Raw genomic sequence first — 13,641 nt, 5'->3', positions numbered from 1 at the left:
TCACGTATCAGTTGAACAAACCGTAGAAGAACAGGCGGATGCTATCCCACATACGGCCGAAGAAACCAGCTTCCTCCACGCCATCGAGGGCGATCAGGTCGGCGCTGTGAATCACTTTCTCGTCCAGTTTGACTTCCACTTTACCGATCACGTCACCTTTGGCGATCGGAGCGGTCAGTTGCGGATTCATGCTCATCGAAGCCTGCAGGCGCTTCAACTGGCCTTTAGGCATGGTCATGGTCAGGTCGTTGGCCAGGCCGGCTTTGACCTGGTTGGTCGCGCCTTTCCATACCGGGGCCTGAGTCAGCTCGGTGCCCTTCTGATAGAAGGTCTGGGTTTCGAAGAAGCGGAAGCCGTAGGTCAGCAGCTTTTGCGTTTCGGCGGCACGCGATTGCTCGCTGTTGGTGCCGAACACCACGGCGATCAGGCGCTGACCGTCACGCACGGCGGAGGCGACCATGCAGTAGCCGGCTTCGTCGGTGTGGCCGGTTTTCAGGCCGTCGACGGTCTTGTCGCGCCACAGCAGCAGGTTGCGGTTAGGCTGCTTGATGTTGTTCCAGAAGAACTCTTTCTGCGAGTAGATGGCGTAGTGCGCAGGGTCTTCGTTGATGATCGCGCGTGCCAGCAGGGCCATGTCGTGGGCCGAGGAGTAGTGCTCCGGGTTCGGCAGGCCGGTCGGGTTCATGAAGTGGCTGTTGCCCATGCCCAGGTCGGCGGCCGTCTTGTTCATCATGTCGGCGAAGGCGTCTTCGCTGCCGGCGATGTGCTCGGACAGGGCCACCGATGCATCGTTGCCGGACTGGATGATGATGCCGTGCAGCAGGTCGCTGACGGTCACCTGGGTACCGACCTTGATGAACATGCGCGAACCGCCGGTACGCCAGGCGTTTTCGCTGACGGTCACCGGGTCGTTCTCGCCGATCTGGCCACGACGGATGTCGAGGGTGGCGATGTAGGCGGTCATCAGCTTGGTCAGGCTGGCTGGCGGCAGGCGCTCGTCACCGTTGTTCTCGACCAGCACGTTGCCGCTGGCCGCGTCCATGAGTACATAGGACTTGGCGGCCAGTTGCGGTGGTGCCGGCATCATCTGCTCGGCCGCGAAGGCGACAGGCGTGATCAGCAGCAGAACAGGCAGGCAAAGTCGTTTGGCAAGGTTGGTGATGTTCATCCGTCTCTCGTAAATCGCTAATGGTCTGATGTTCCGCGGGCCACATCGTGTGCCCGGCGCCCCGTCAGTCTAGTTTTATGGCCAATGGCCTGGCCCGCAAAAGTGCGACCTAATGCCGCTGCGGGCAAAAGCGGGCATTGTACATGGCAACGCCCGGCAATTCATGAACAAACCGACAGGTCGGCGCTTTGATTCATCGCGGGGCAAGCCCGCTCCCACGCCGTTTGGAGTACCTGGCGTGGGAGCGGGCTTGCCCCGCGATGACGTTAATACGACCGGTCAGTCAGTCACGACTTTGGCCTGGCCGAGATTGGCCAGGCGAATGCTGTCCTGGGTCTGCTGGATCTCGCCCTGGCTGTTGAACGGCCCCAGGCGCACCCGGTGCAGGGTCTGCTGGTTGCGCACGACCGAGCTGATGAACACCGGCGCACTGACCATGGTGCTCAACTTGGAGCGCAGCAGCTCGGCGGCATCCGGGTTGGCGAAGGCGCCCACCTGCAGGATGCTGCCGCCGTTGCTGTTCGGCACGTTGTTGCCGCTCACCTGCACCGGCACCACGGGCGCGGCGTGCTGCTGCGGCGGCGGGGTCCATTGCTCGACACGCCCGGTGCTGGCGGCGATCGGCTGGGCCTGGGCGACCTGCGGTTCCTTGAGCATCAGCGGTGGCTGCTGGCCACGCTGGGCCCACCATTGCTGCGGGTCGATACCTTCGACGCGCACATGGGCGGTGCCGCTCTCGGCATAGCCGAGCTTCTTCGCCGCCGCGTAGGACAGGTCGATGATGCGGTCGGAGTAGAACGGCCCGCGGTCGTTGACCCGCAGGATCACGCTGCGGCCGTTGGCCAGGTTGGTCACCCGCACGTAGGCCGGCAGCGGCAGGGTCTTGTGCGCCGCGCTCATGCCGTAGAGGTCGTACAGCTCGCCATTGGCGGTGTTCTGCCCGTGGAACTTGGTGCCGTACCACGAGGCAGTGCCCTCGGCGCGGTAGTTGCGCGAGTCCTGCATCGGGTAATAGGTCTTGCCCAGCACCGTGTAGGGGTTGGCCTTGTAGTTGCCGGTGTGCACGGTTGGGGTGGCGTCGGGGATCTTGTTGACGTCCACGTCCCACCACGGCGCGCCATCCTTGTGGGCGCGGTTGATATCCAGGCCCGGTTGCGAACGCACGGTGTTGCCGCTGCTCTGGGAAGTCGGGCGGCTGCTGGAGCAGCTGACCAGGAGCATGCCGACGGTGACGCAGGTCAGCAGCTTGAAGGTATTGGCAGAGATGATTGCGCGCATTACTTGACGCCCCGTGCTTGAACCAGCTGTTCGGCAAGCTGATGCACCGCCATGGCATACATCACGCTGCGGTTATAGCGAGTGATCGCGTAGAAGTTCTTCTGGCCCATCCAGTACTCGGGGCCGTACTCGCCTTCCAGGCGGAAGGCGGTGACCGGCAGATCATCGCGCAGCGCATCATGACTCGACCAGCCCAGCGCTCGCAACTGCCCCACGGTCTTGACCGGCTCGATGCCGGTGGTCAGGCCTTGGTCGGCGCTGGCGCCTGCGACCTGCGCGCGGCTGACCACGGCGCCACCGGCTACCCAGCCGTGACGTTTGAAATAGCTGGCGACGCTGCCGATGGCATCGTCAGGGTTGTTCCAGATATTGATGTGGCCGTCGCCGTCGAAATCCACCGCGTAGTTGCGAAAGCTGCTCGGCATGAATTGCGGCAGGCCCATGGCGCCGGCGTAGGAGCCCTTGAGCGTCAGCGGGTCGAGCTGTTCATCGCGGGCCAGCAGCAGGAACTCGCGCAGTTCCTTGCGGAAGAATTCGGCGCGCGGCGGGTAATCGAAACCGAGGGTGGACAGTGCGTCGATCACCCGGTAGTTGCCGGTGTTGCGGCCGAAGAAGGTCTCCACGCCGATGATCGAGACGATGTACTGCGCCGGCACGCCGTATTCCTGCTCGGCGCGGGCCAGCACCGCCTCGTGCTGGCGCCAGAAGTCCACGCCGCGGGCGATGCGTGCGTCGGTGATGAACATCGGGCGGTACTCTTTCCACGGCTTGACCCGCTCGGCCGGCCGCGAAATCGCGTCGAGGATCGCCTGCTTGCGCTGCACCTCGCTGAACACGCCCATCAACTGCTCACTGGCAAAGCCGTAGTCACGGGTCATCTCGCCAACGAACTCGGCCACCTGGGGCGAGCCGTCGTAATCGCCGGCAAGGGCTTGCTGGACAGCGCCGAACAGGCCCACCGCGCCGATCCACGGCACACAACGGGCAACCCAGCCACGCACTGCTTGCATTGAATTCTTCACCTTTTTCAAACTTGAGCAATCCATTTGCGGTGCGTATGGATCGACATCAGAACGCCAAACGCTGACAGCAGCGTCACCAACGAAGTTCCGCCATAGCTGATGAAGGGCAGCGGCACGCCCACCACGGGCAGAAGGCCGCTGACCATACCGATATTGACGAACACATAAACAAAGAATGTCATGGTCAGGCTGCCCGCGAGCAGCTTGCCGAACAGGGTCTGCGCCTGGGCCGTGATCATCAGCCCACGGCCGATCAGCAGCATGTAGATCAGCAGCAGCAGGCAGATGCCGACCAGGCCGAATTCCTCGCCCAGCACGGCGATGATGAAGTCGGTGTGGCTTTCCGGCAGGAAGTCCAGGTGCGACTGGGTGCCCAGCAGCCAGCCCTTGCCGAACACACCGCCCGAGCCGATCGCCGCCTTGGACTGGATGATGTTCCAGCCGGTACCCAGCGGGTCGCTTTCCGGGTCGAGGAAGGTCAGCACACGCTGTTTCTGGTAGTCGTGCATGACGAAGAACCACATGGCCACCGCCACCGGCACCGCCGCGGCGATCACACTGACGATCCAGCGCCAGCGCAGGCCGCCCATGAACAGCACGAAGGCACCGGATGCGAGGATCAGCAGCGCCGTGCCCAGGTCGGGCTGGCGCACGATCAGGATGAACGGCACGCCGATCAGCACCAGGCTGATTGCCACGTGCTTGAGGTGCGGCGGCAGGGTGCGCTTGGACAGGTACCAGGCGATGGTCGCCGGCATGATGATCTTCATGAACTCCGAGGGCTGGAAGCGGATCACCCCGGGGATGTTGATCCAGCGCGTGGCGCCCATAGCGTTGTGGCCCATCACGTCCACCACCACCAGTAGCATCACCCCGGTGAGGTAGGCCAGCGGCACCCAGCGCGCCATGAAGCGCGGCTCCAGCTGGGCAATGATGAACATCGACACCAGGCCGATACCGAAGGAGGTGGCCTGCTTCATCAGCAGGTCCCAGTTCTTGCCGCTGGCCGAATACAGCACGAACAGGCTGCCGGCGGCCAGCGTCAGCAGGATGAGCAGCAAGGGGCCGTCGACGTGGATGCGCTGCAGGAAGCTGGCGCGCCGGCGCATCACGTCCTCGCTGGAGAGCATGCGATCGAAGTTGTTCATCACGGGGCCGTTTCCTGGGCGACTGTGGCGGGGCCGAACTCAGGCTTGAGCCGGCCGTTCTCGTCGAGCAGCCAGGCGTCCATGACCTGGCGTACCACGGGGGCGGCGACACCGGAGCCGGACTCGCCGTTCTCGACCATCACCGAGACCACGATCTTCGGGTCTTCGGCAGGGGCGAAGGCAACGAACAGGGCGTGGTCGCGGTGGCGCTCCTGGAGCTTGTTGCGGTCGTACTTCTCGCCCTGCTTGATCGCCACCACCTGCGCGGTGCCGCTCTTGCCGGCGATACGGTATTGCGAGCCAAGGGCCGCCTTGCGCGCGGTACCACGGGCACCGTGCATCACCTGCTCCATGCCATGGGTGACCTTGGCCCAGTCGGACTTGTCGCGCAGGACGATGTTCTCCATCGGGTTCTCGTCCACCGGCGGCTGGCCTTCGATGGTCTTGGCCAGGTGCGGGCGGTTCCACACGCCCTTGTTGGCGATCAGCGCGGTGGCCTGGGCCAGCTGCAACGGCGTGGTCTGCATGTAGCCCTGGCCGATACCGAGGATCAGCGTTTCGCCCGGGAACCAGGCCTGGCGGCGGGTGGCGCGCTTCCATTCGCGGGACGGCATCAGCCCGGGGGATTCCTCGAACATGTCCAGCGAGACCTTCTGCCCGATGCCGAACCGGTTCATGTAGTTGGACAAGCGGTCGATGCCCATCTTGTGCGCAAGGTCGTAGAAGTACGTGTCATTAGACCGCATGATCGCCACATCCAGGTCCACCCAGCCATCGCCGGTGCGGTTCCAGTTGCGGTATTTGTGGTCGTAGTTGGGCAGTTGGTAGTAGCCCGGGTCGAACACCCGGCTGGAGGCGGTCACCACGCCACTGTCCAGGCCGGCAATGGCCACGGCCGGCTTGATGGTCGAACCCGGCGGGTACAGGCCGCGCAGCACACGGTTGAACAGTGGCCGGTCGATCGAGTCGCGCAGCTCGGCATAGGCCTTGAAGCTGATGCCGGTGACGAACAGGTTGGGGTCGAAGCTCGGCTGGCTGACCATCGCCAGCACTTCGCCGGTGCGCGGGTCGAGCGCCACGATCGCACCGCGCCGCCCGCCCAGCGCCTGCTCGGCCGCCTCCTGCAGCTTGATGTCGAGGCTCAGCACGATGTCCTTGCCCGGCTTGGGGTCGGTACGCTTGAGCACCCGCAGCACCCGGCCGCGGGCATTGGTCTCGACTTCCTCGTAGCCCACCTGGCCGTGCAGGTCATCTTCGTAGAAACGCTCGATGCCGGTCTTGCCGATGTGGTGGGTGCCGCTGTAGTTCACCGGGTCGAGGGTCTTGAGCTCTTTCTCGTTGATCCGCCCCACATAACCCACCGAATGGGCAAAGTGCGCACCCTGCGGGTAGTGACGCACCAACTGCGCCGCCACCTCGACACCGGGCAGGCGGAACTGGTTGACCGCGATACGGGCGATCTGTTCTTCGTTGAGCTCGAACAGGATCGGCACCGGTTCGAATGGCCGGCGCCCCTGCTTCATGCGTTTCTCGAACAGGGCACGGTCATCCGGGGTGAGCTCCAGCACCTCGACGATCACATCCAGCACTTCCTGCCACTTGCCAGGGTTGCCGGAGCGTTCGCGGGTCATCACCAGGCTGAAGCTGGGCCGGTTGTCGGCGACGATCACCCCGTTGCGGTCGAAGATCAGCCCGCGGGTCGGCGGGATCGGCTGCACATGCACCCGGTTGTTTTCCGACAGCGTCGAGTGGTAGTCGAACTGGATGACCTGCAGGAAGTACAGCCGGGCGATCAACACGCAGACGAGCAGCACCACCGCCACGGCGCCTACGACGACGCGGTTGCGCACCAGGCGGGCGTCTTTCTCGTGGTCCTTGAGGCGGATCTGCTGCGGCATCGGCGGGCTTACAGGTTCATTTGTGGTACGGATGCCCGGACAGCACGGTCCAGGCGCGATAGATCTGCTCGCCGATCAGTATCCTTACCAACGGGTGCGGCAACGTCAGCGGCGACAGCGACCAACGCTGCTCGCTGCGTGCGCAGACCTCCGGCGCCAGCCCTTCCGGGCCGCCCACCATCAGGTTGACCGTACGCGCATCCAGGCGCCAACGGTCCAGCTCGCCCGCCAACTGCTCGGTACTCCACGGCTTGCCATGGACCTCCAGCGTGACGATGCGTTCCCCGGGCTGCACCTTGCTAAGCATCGCCTCGCCCTCCTGACGGATCAGGCGGGCGACATCGGCGTTCTTGCCGCGGGTATTCAGCGGGATTTCCACCAGCTCGAGCGCAAGCTCCGGGGGCAGGCGCTTGGCATACTCATGCCAGCCTTCCTCGACCCACTTGGGCATGCGCGAGCCGACCGCGATCAGACGCAGACGCACGACGCTTCCTTATTCCCGGTCTTTGAGCTTGTCGGAATACTCGTGCGCGTGCTCCGGGCTGTGGTGCTTGCCATCGTTGGCACGGCTCTGCTCGGCGCCCAGCCACAGGCGCTCCAGGTCGTAGAACTGGCGCGCGGCGGCGGTCATCATGTGCACGATGACGTCGTTCAGGTCCAGCAGCACCCAGTCGCTGTCGCCCTTGCCTTCTTCGCCCAGTGGCTGAGCGCCCTTGGCCTTGACCGCTTCACGGACCTTTTCCAGCATCGCGTTGATCTGGCGATTGGAGGTACCGGTGGCGATGATCATGAAGTCGGTCAGGCTGTGCTTTTCACGCACGTCGATAACCTGGATGTCCTGGGCCTTGACGTCTTCCAGCGCGGCCTTGGTCAGCGCGACCAGCTCTTCGCCACTGATGCCATTGATTTTCTGCTTGGTCATATAAAACTCGTTCAACTCATTGAATGAGGCGCCCGTGGGCGCCGTCAGTTGGACGCACGATACAGATCGTGCGCCTCGATGTAGGCCAGTACTGCGTCCGGCACCAGGAACCGCGCCGACTTGCCGCTGGCCAGCAGCTGTCGGATCTGCGTGGCGGACACCGCGAGCGGCGTCTGCCAGACGAACGAAATGTGCCCCGCCGGGCCGGACATGGCGGTGGGGTCGTTCTGTGAGCGCGCCGCCAGCAGGTTGCGCAGCTCGTCAGGGGGTTCGACATCAGCATCCGGGCGTTGCAGCACCAGGATGTGACAGTGTTGCAACAACTCTTCCCAGCGGTGCCAGCTGGGCAGGCCGCAGAACGCGTCCCAGCCCATGATCAGGAACAACTGGTCGTGCTCGTTCAGCTCGGCACGCACCGATTCGAGGGTATCGATGGTGTACGACGGCTTGTCGCGCGCCAGCTCGCGGGCATCCACGCTCAGGCAGCCGACGCCCTGCACGGCGCTGCGCACCATGGCCAGCCGGTCCTGCGCCGCCACTTGCGGCGTATCGCGGTGCGGCGGGCGGGCGTTGGGCAGCAGGCGCAGCTCGTCCAGGTGCATGAACTCGGCCACTTCCAGCGCACTGCGCAGGTGACCGATATGCACCGGGTCGAAGGTACCGCCGAGCATGCCGACGCGCCGCACTGCCACCGCCTTGCTCAACTCAGCAGGACTCCTGGCCGCGCAGCTGGCCGTCGCCGATCACCACGTACTTCTCGCAGGTCAGGCCTTCCAGGCCGACCGGGCCGCGGGCATGCAGCTTGTCGGTGGAAATGCCGATCTCCGCGCCCAGGCCGTACTCGAAGCCGTCGGCGAAGCAGGTCGGGGTGTTGAGCATCACCGACGCCGAGTCGACCTCGGCGATGAAGCGCCGGGCCTGGCCCTGGTGTTCGGTGATGATCGAATCGGTGTGGTGCGAACCGTAGTGGTTGATGTGCTCGATGGCCTGCTCCAGGCCGTCGACCACACGGATCGACAGGATCGCGTCGAGGTATTCGGTGTGCCAGTCGTCTTCAGTGGCCGGCTGGCTGTCGATGATCGCCTGGGTGCGCGGGCAACCGCGCAGCTCGACGCCCTTTTCCTGGAAGCGGCGGGCCATTTCCGGCAGGAAGCGCTCGGCCACGCGCTGGTCGACCAGCAGCGTTTCCATGGCGCCGCAGATACCGAAGCGGTAGGTCTTGGCGTTGAAGGCAACGCGCCAGGCCTTGTCCAGGTCGGCGTGCTCGTCGACGAAGACGTGGCAGATACCGTCCAGGTGCTTGATCACCGGCACTCGCGCGTCGCGGCTGATGCGTTCGATCAGGCCACGGCCGCCGCGCGGCACGATCACATCGACGAACTCGGGCATGCTGATCAGCGCGCCCACCGCGGCGCGGTCAGTGGTCTCGACCACCTGCACCACCGCCGGCGGCAGGCCGGCCTCGGCCAGGCCACGCTGGATGCAGGCGGCAATGGCGCGGTTGGAGTGGATGGCTTCGGAGCCGCCGCGCAGGATGGTGGCGTTGCCCGACTTGAGGCACAGGCTGGCGGCGTCGATGGTCACGTTGGGGCGCGACTCGTAGATGATCCCGATCACCCCCAGCGGCACGCGCATCTTGCCGACCTGGATGCCCGACGGGCGGTAGCTCATGTCGCGCATGGCGCCGACCGGGTCCGGCAGGCTGGCCACCTGGCGCAGGCCGGTGATCATGCCGTCGATACGCGCCGGGGTGAGTGCCAGGCGGTCGAGCAGTGCGGGCTCCAGGCCATTGCCACGGCCGTTGGCAAGGTCCTGTTCATTGGCTGCGGTGAGCGCGTCGCGGGCGGCGTCCAGCGCGTCGGCGGCGGCCTGCAGGGCGCGGTTCTTCTGCGCGGTGCTGGCACGGCCGATGACCCGCGAGGCCTCACGGGCGGCGTGACCCAGGCGGGTCATGTAGTCAAGAACGGACTCAGTCATGGGCTCGGTGTCTTGGCGAAAGGGGAAATCGGCTGATTATAACTGGCGCGCTTCGGTACGCCCAGCGGTGGGTGGCGGATGGTAGAAAATGGTGGGCGTCGAGGTGTAGGAAAGATGTAACCGCCCGTATCGGAATTTTCTCACATCCATCGCGGGGCAAGCCCGCTCCCACGCGTTCACCGGGTATCGGGCGTCTGCGTGGGAGCGGGCTTGCCCCGCGATGGGACCACACCGATTCAGCCTCGATTAAGCCATTCATTGCTATCATCCGCGCCTTTACCGCCACGAACCGTCCGCATGCCCGAACACGCCCCCTGCCCGGCCCGCGCCCTGCCCGACAGCTTTTTCGACCGCGACGCCCAGACCCTCGCCCGCGACCTGCTCGGCAAGGTGATCCGCCATCGCCACGGCAATCTCTGGCTGGCGGCGCGGATCATCGAGACCGAGGCCTACTACCTCACCGACAAAGGCAGCCACGCGTCCCTGGGCTATACCGAAAAGCGCAAGGCGCTGTTCCTCGATGGCGGGCACATCTACATGTACTACGCCCGCGGCGGCGACTCGTTGAACTTCAGCGCCCACGGCCCGGGCAACGCGGTGCTGATCAAGTCCGCCTACCCTTGGGTCGACGCGCTGTCCGACGAAAACAGCCTGGCGCAGATGCAACTGAACAACCCCGACGCCAGTGGCAACCTGCGCCCGCCCGAACGCCTGTGCAACGGCCAGACCCTGCTGTGCCGGGCCATGGGCCTCAAGGTGCCGCACTGGGACGCCCAGCGCTTCGACCCCGAACGGCTGTACGTCGAGGACTGCGGTATCCGCGTGCCCCGGGTGCTGCAGGCCGCCCGACTGGGGATCCCCCAGGGCCGTGACGAGCACCTGCCCTATCGGTTCGTCGACGCCGAATACGCCCGCCACTGCACGCGCAACCCACTGCGCCGCGGCCAGGTCGAAGGCCAAGACTTCTTCATTCTCGAACAAGGAAACTGACCCATGGGCCAATGGCTCGACAGCCTGACCACCTGGCTTGGCGCCAACCCGCAATGGCTGGGCCTGGCGATCTTCGTGGTGGCCTGCGTGGAATGCCTGGCGATCGCCGGCATCATCGTGCCCGGCACCGTGCTGCTGTTCGCGGTCGCCGTGCTGGCCGGCAGCGGCGCTTTCAGCCTGGGCGAAACCCTGTTGCTGGGTTTCCTCGGCGGCCTGCTGGGTGATGCCATTTCCTATGCCGTGGGCAAGTATTTCCACCAGAACATCCGCCGCCTGCCGCTGCTGCGCAGCCACCCGGAATGGATCGGCAGCGCCGAGACCTACTTCCAGCGTTACGGCATCGCCAGCCTGCTGGTGGGCCGTTTCATTGGCCCGCTACGGCCGATGCTGCCGATGGTCGCAGGCATGTTCGACATGCCGCTGCCACGCTTCATCGCCGTCAGCCTGGTGGCCGGTGCCGGCTGGTCGGTGGCCTACCTGCTGCCTGGCTGGGCCACCGGCGCCGCCATGCGCCTGCCGCTGCCCGAAGGGTTCTGGCTGGATGCCGGGATCATCGTCGGCACCCTGGCGGTGTTTATTGGCCTGAGCCTGAACTGCAGCATCCGCGACCAGCGCCACGCTACCCGCCTGGTCGCCGCGCTCAGCGGTGTGGCGGTGGCCGCCCTGTTCGTCGGCTGGCCGTACCTGAGCGAGTTCGACCAAGGGGTGATGACCCTGGTGCAGGAACACCGCAGCCAGGCACTCGACGGCGCCGTGGTGATGATCACCCGCCTGGGCGATTTCCGTACCCAGTTCTTCCTCGGCGGCCTGCTGACCGGGCTGTTGCTGCTGGCCCGGCAGTGGCGCCATGCCCTGTTCGCAGGCTCGGTACTGATTGGCACGGCGATCGCCAATGGCACGCTGAAGTGGCTGTTCGCCCGGGCCCGCCCGGAGGTGCTGAGCGACCCGCTTACCAGCTACAGCATGCCCAGCGGCCACAGTTCGGCGGCGTTCGCCTTCTTCCTGGTGCTGGCGGTACTGGCCGGGCGCGGGCAACCGCCGCGCATGCGCCTGACCTGGGTGATGCTGGGCTGCCTGCCGGCCCTGGCGATCGCCTTGTCGCGGGTGTACCTGGGGGCGCACTGGCCAACCGACATCCTGGCCGGGGCGCTGTTGGCATGTTGCGTGTGCGCGCTGGGGCTGACGCTGGTGCAGTATCGCCAGCCGCTCACGGCGCTGTCGCAACGGGTGTGGTGGCTGGTGCTGCCGGCGTGCGCCGCGCTGCTGGCGTTCTTTGTGCTGCATGCATTGCCGAAGGCGTTGCTGCGTTATCAGTATTGAGGGCCTCTGCACTGGCCTCTTCGCGGCTAAGGCCGCCCCCACAGGTTATGCGCAGCCCCTGTGGGAGCGGCTTCAGCCGCGAAGGGGCCAATGAAGCATTCAGGCGAACAGTTCGCCCTGTATCCGTTCCAGCAGCGCCTGGATCGCCTCCAACCGTTGCTGCGGCGAATCGATCGCCAGCAAATCGAGCTTGTCCTCTTCCATGAAAGGCAACAGATAGGCGAGCTGGTTGCCCAGCGACTGCCGCCCGTCAACGTCACGCGGCATGTCCAGCGCCTCGACCATCGGGTGCTCGCCCAGCGCCAGTAGCAGCGCCAGCAGATCATCGTCCTGCTCTACCAGCGGGCTGTCGGCCAGCTCCGGCAGCCAGTGAACTTCGCCGACCAGCAACTGATCTTTCTGCACTTCGGTCTGCTCGACACTGAAGCGCCGTACACCTTCGACGCGAATCCCCAGCAGGCCGTTGTCCTGCTGCACGAAATCGCGGATCAGCGCCTCACAACCAATCGATGCCACCGCCGGCGGAGCCTTGCCCACCTGCTCGCCCTCGAGGATGCACACCACACCAAAGCCTGCGCCTTGCTTCATGCAGCGGCCGATCATGTCCAGGTAGCGCGCCTCGAAGATCTGCAGGTCGAGCAGGCAACCGGGGAACAGCACGGTATTGAGGGGAAACAGCGGTAACGTCATCTCAAGTCCTCATGCCACCAGGCTGACCGCCAACGGCAGGAACACCGCCGTGGCCACCCCCATCAGGCTCATCGCCAGCGCGGCGAAGGCGCCGCATTCATCACTTTCCTGCAGGGCCACCGAGGTCCCCACCGCGTGGGCGGTTACGCCAAGGGCCATGCCCCGGGCCTCGGGGCTGAGCACACCGAAGCGGGTCAACAGCGCCGGGCCGAAGATCGCCCCGATAACCCCGGTGATCAACACGAACACCGCCGCCAGCGCCGCCACGCCACCAATCTGTTCGGCCACCAGCATGGCGATCGGCGAGGTGACCGACTTGGGCGCCATGGTCATCAGGATCATGTGCTCGGCGCCGAACCACCAGCCCAGCGCCAGGCAGGCCAGCGTGGCGAACAAGCCTCCGATTACCAGCGTAGTAAATGTCGGCCAGAACAGTTGACGGATGCGTCGCAGGTTCAGGTAGAGCGGCACCGCCAAGGCCACGGTAGCCGGCCCCAGCAACGTCCCCATGATCTCGGTGCTCTTGCGGTACTCGGCGTAGTCGATCCCGCACACCAGCAGCACGCCGATCACCACCAGCATCGACACCAGTACCGGCTGCAGGAAGATCCAACGGGTCTTTTCATAGGCCGCCAGCACCAGTTGGTAGGCGGCCAGGGTGATACCGATGCCGAACAACGGATGATGGATCACCGCGTCGAGCGCGCCGTGCCAGTCGAGGATCATGGCAGCTCCTCGCGCTTGCCCTGGCGGTGAATCAGCTTCTGCATCAGCACGCCAACGAACACCAGGGTCACCAGGCAGGAGATCAGCAAGGCGCCGACGATGGCCCAGAAGTCGGCGGCGATGTCCTTGGCGTAGACCATCACCCCCACGGCCGGTGGCACCAAGAGCAACGGCAGGTAGCGCAGCAGGCTGCTGGCGGCCTCGTTGAGCGGCTTGCCCACTTCACCGCGCGCCATCAGGAAGGCCAGCAGCAGCAACAGGCCGATGATCGGCCCGGGCAGGATAGGCAGGCACAGATGATTGATCGCCGTCCCCAGCAGCTGGAACAGCACCAGCCAGGTCAACCCACGCAACAGCATAAAGACCTCCTGAAAGCAGGCGGCCATTATAAGCACGCCAAGCACGCGGCTATAAGGCGAAATTCGGCGAAAAAGGCATAACTTGACTGCAACGGCTGGCCGTGCTGATCTTGCACCTTCGTACCAAATGACAACCTGGAGAG

Annotated in this window: 14 protein-coding genes; 2 read left to right on the top strand and 12 right to left on the bottom strand. The window is 65.1% G+C overall.

Annotation, left to right across the window (positions count from 1 at the left end; translation table 11 throughout):
• Positions 1 to 7: 7 nt before the first annotated feature.
• The 9 genes from RTH46_RS14240 to RTH46_RS14200 all read right to left on the bottom strand — a co-directional run bounded on the left by RTH46_RS14240 (position 8) and on the right by RTH46_RS14200 (position 9,413).
• Positions 8 to 1,168 (bottom strand): D-alanyl-D-alanine carboxypeptidase family protein, encoded by a 1,161-nt coding sequence (locus RTH46_RS14240; RefSeq protein WP_153787725.1) that lies wholly within the window; start codon positions 1,166 to 1,168, stop codon positions 8 to 10.
• 279 nt (positions 1,169 to 1,447) lie between these two features.
• Positions 1,448 to 2,446, bottom strand: a complete 999-nt coding sequence (locus RTH46_RS14235) for a septal ring lytic transglycosylase RlpA family protein (protein WP_316905953.1) — start codon at positions 2,444 to 2,446, stop codon at positions 1,448 to 1,450.
• Positions 2,446 to 3,456, bottom strand: coding sequence for a lytic murein transglycosylase B (mltB, locus tag RTH46_RS14230; RefSeq protein ID WP_153787723.1), 1,011 nt, complete (start codon positions 3,454 to 3,456; stop codon positions 2,446 to 2,448). The genes RTH46_RS14235 and mltB overlap by 1 nt, the downstream gene beginning before the upstream one ends.
• A gap of 17 nt (positions 3,457 to 3,473) precedes the next feature.
• Positions 3,474 to 4,577, bottom strand: coding sequence for a rod shape-determining protein RodA (rodA, locus tag RTH46_RS14225; RefSeq protein WP_167409818.1), 1,104 nt, complete (start codon positions 4,575 to 4,577; stop codon positions 3,474 to 3,476).
• A 38-nt stretch (positions 4,578 to 4,615) separates the two neighbouring features.
• A complete protein-coding gene (mrdA, locus tag RTH46_RS14220) occupies positions 4,616 to 6,514 on the bottom strand; it encodes a penicillin-binding protein 2 (protein WP_110993392.1) in 1,899 nt (632 codons plus the stop codon).
• A gap of 16 nt (positions 6,515 to 6,530) precedes the next feature.
• Positions 6,531 to 6,998: a 23S rRNA (pseudouridine(1915)-N(3))-methyltransferase RlmH gene (gene rlmH / locus RTH46_RS14215; RefSeq protein WP_023631106.1), complete on the bottom strand. Its 468-nt coding sequence runs from the start codon at positions 6,996 to 6,998 to the stop codon at positions 6,531 to 6,533.
• A gap of 9 nt (positions 6,999 to 7,007) precedes the next feature.
• Entirely contained in the window at positions 7,008 to 7,436 is a 429-nt protein-coding gene (rsfS, locus tag RTH46_RS14210; protein WP_110993391.1) for a ribosome silencing factor, read from the bottom strand.
• A gap of 44 nt (positions 7,437 to 7,480) precedes the next feature.
• Positions 7,481 to 8,107 (bottom strand): nicotinate-nucleotide adenylyltransferase, encoded by a 627-nt coding sequence (nadD, locus tag RTH46_RS14205; protein ID WP_178125844.1) that lies wholly within the window; start codon positions 8,105 to 8,107, stop codon positions 7,481 to 7,483.
• 34 nt (positions 8,108 to 8,141) lie between these two features.
• Positions 8,142 to 9,413 carry a glutamate-5-semialdehyde dehydrogenase gene (locus tag RTH46_RS14200; RefSeq protein WP_316905951.1) on the bottom strand — a complete coding sequence of 424 codons (1,272 nt, stop codon included), beginning with the start codon at positions 9,411 to 9,413 and terminating at the stop codon, positions 8,142 to 8,144.
• 297 nt (positions 9,414 to 9,710) lie between these two features.
• Here RTH46_RS14200 and RTH46_RS14195 point away from each other — a divergent pair, with 297 nt between their 5' ends.
• Entirely contained in the window at positions 9,711 to 10,403 is a 693-nt protein-coding gene (locus RTH46_RS14195) for a DNA-3-methyladenine glycosylase (RefSeq protein WP_316905950.1), read from the top strand.
• Between the two features lie 3 nt (positions 10,404 to 10,406).
• Positions 10,407 to 11,723, top strand: a complete 1,317-nt coding sequence (locus tag RTH46_RS14190) for a bifunctional DedA family/phosphatase PAP2 family protein (RefSeq protein ID WP_316905949.1) — start codon at positions 10,407 to 10,409, stop codon at positions 11,721 to 11,723.
• A 99-nt stretch (positions 11,724 to 11,822) separates the two neighbouring features.
• On the opposite strand, the gene RTH46_RS14185 is transcribed toward RTH46_RS14190, so the two are convergent.
• From RTH46_RS14185 to RTH46_RS14175, 3 genes are read right to left on the bottom strand one after another with little or no spacing between them, the layout of a single operon-like run.
• A complete protein-coding gene (locus tag RTH46_RS14185) occupies positions 11,823 to 12,413 on the bottom strand; it encodes an LON peptidase substrate-binding domain-containing protein (protein ID WP_153787718.1) in 591 nt (196 codons plus the stop codon).
• Between the two features lie 9 nt (positions 12,414 to 12,422).
• Positions 12,423 to 13,139 carry an LrgB family protein gene (locus RTH46_RS14180; protein ID WP_153787717.1) on the bottom strand — a complete coding sequence of 239 codons (717 nt, stop codon included), beginning with the start codon at positions 13,137 to 13,139 and terminating at the stop codon, positions 12,423 to 12,425.
• Positions 13,136 to 13,498, bottom strand: coding sequence for a CidA/LrgA family protein (locus RTH46_RS14175; protein WP_153787716.1), 363 nt, complete (start codon positions 13,496 to 13,498; stop codon positions 13,136 to 13,138). Before RTH46_RS14175 ends, RTH46_RS14180 begins: the two co-directional genes overlap by 4 nt.
• Between the last annotated feature and the right edge of the window lie 143 nt (positions 13,499 to 13,641).

The sequence above is a fragment of the Pseudomonas sp. zfem004 genome (genome assembly GCF_032621715.1).
Classification (GTDB): Bacteria; Pseudomonadota; Gammaproteobacteria; order Pseudomonadales; family Pseudomonadaceae; genus Aquipseudomonas; species Aquipseudomonas sichuanensis.
The sequence above is the reverse complement of the archived record's forward strand: the minus strand, read 5'-3'. Positions and strand labels throughout refer to the sequence as shown.

What these genes read in the sequence shown, in the direction of transcription:
- RTH46_RS14240 (WP_153787725.1), bottom strand. Translation starts at nt 1,168, where the DNA reads ATGAACATCACCAACCTTGCCAAACGACTTTGCCTGCCTGTTCTGCTG.
- RTH46_RS14235 (WP_316905953.1), bottom strand. Translation starts at nt 2,446, where the DNA reads ATGCGCGCAATCATCTCTGCCAATACCTTCAAGCTGCTGACCTGCGTC.
- mltB (WP_153787723.1), bottom strand. Translation starts at nt 3,456, where the DNA reads ATGCAAGCAGTGCGTGGCTGGGTTGCCCGTTGTGTGCCGTGGATCGGC.
- rodA (WP_167409818.1), bottom strand. Translation starts at nt 4,577, where the DNA reads ATGCGCCGGCGCGCCAGCTTCCTGCAGCGCATCCACGTCGACGGCCCC.
- mrdA (WP_110993392.1), bottom strand. Translation starts at nt 6,514, where the DNA reads ATGCCGCAGCAGATCCGCCTCAAGGACCACGAGAAAGACGCCCGCCTG.
- rsfS (WP_110993391.1), bottom strand. Translation starts at nt 7,436, where the DNA reads ATGACCAAGCAGAAAATCAATGGCATCAGTGGCGAAGAGCTGGTCGCG.
- nadD (WP_178125844.1), bottom strand. Translation starts at nt 8,107, where the DNA reads ATGCTCGGCGGTACCTTCGACCCGGTGCATATCGGTCACCTGCGCAGT.
- RTH46_RS14200 (WP_316905951.1), bottom strand. Translation starts at nt 9,413, where the DNA reads ATGACTGAGTCCGTTCTTGACTACATGACCCGCCTGGGTCACGCCGCC.
- RTH46_RS14195 (WP_316905950.1), top strand. Translation starts at nt 9,711, where the DNA reads ATGCCCGAACACGCCCCCTGCCCGGCCCGCGCCCTGCCCGACAGCTTT.
- RTH46_RS14190 (WP_316905949.1), top strand. Translation starts at nt 10,407, where the DNA reads ATGGGCCAATGGCTCGACAGCCTGACCACCTGGCTTGGCGCCAACCCG.
- RTH46_RS14185 (WP_153787718.1), bottom strand. Translation starts at nt 12,413, where the DNA reads ATGACGTTACCGCTGTTTCCCCTCAATACCGTGCTGTTCCCCGGTTGC.
- RTH46_RS14180 (WP_153787717.1), bottom strand. Translation starts at nt 13,139, where the DNA reads ATGATCCTCGACTGGCACGGCGCGCTCGACGCGGTGATCCATCATCCG.
- RTH46_RS14175 (WP_153787716.1), bottom strand. Translation starts at nt 13,498, where the DNA reads ATGCTGTTGCGTGGGTTGACCTGGCTGGTGCTGTTCCAGCTGCTGGGG.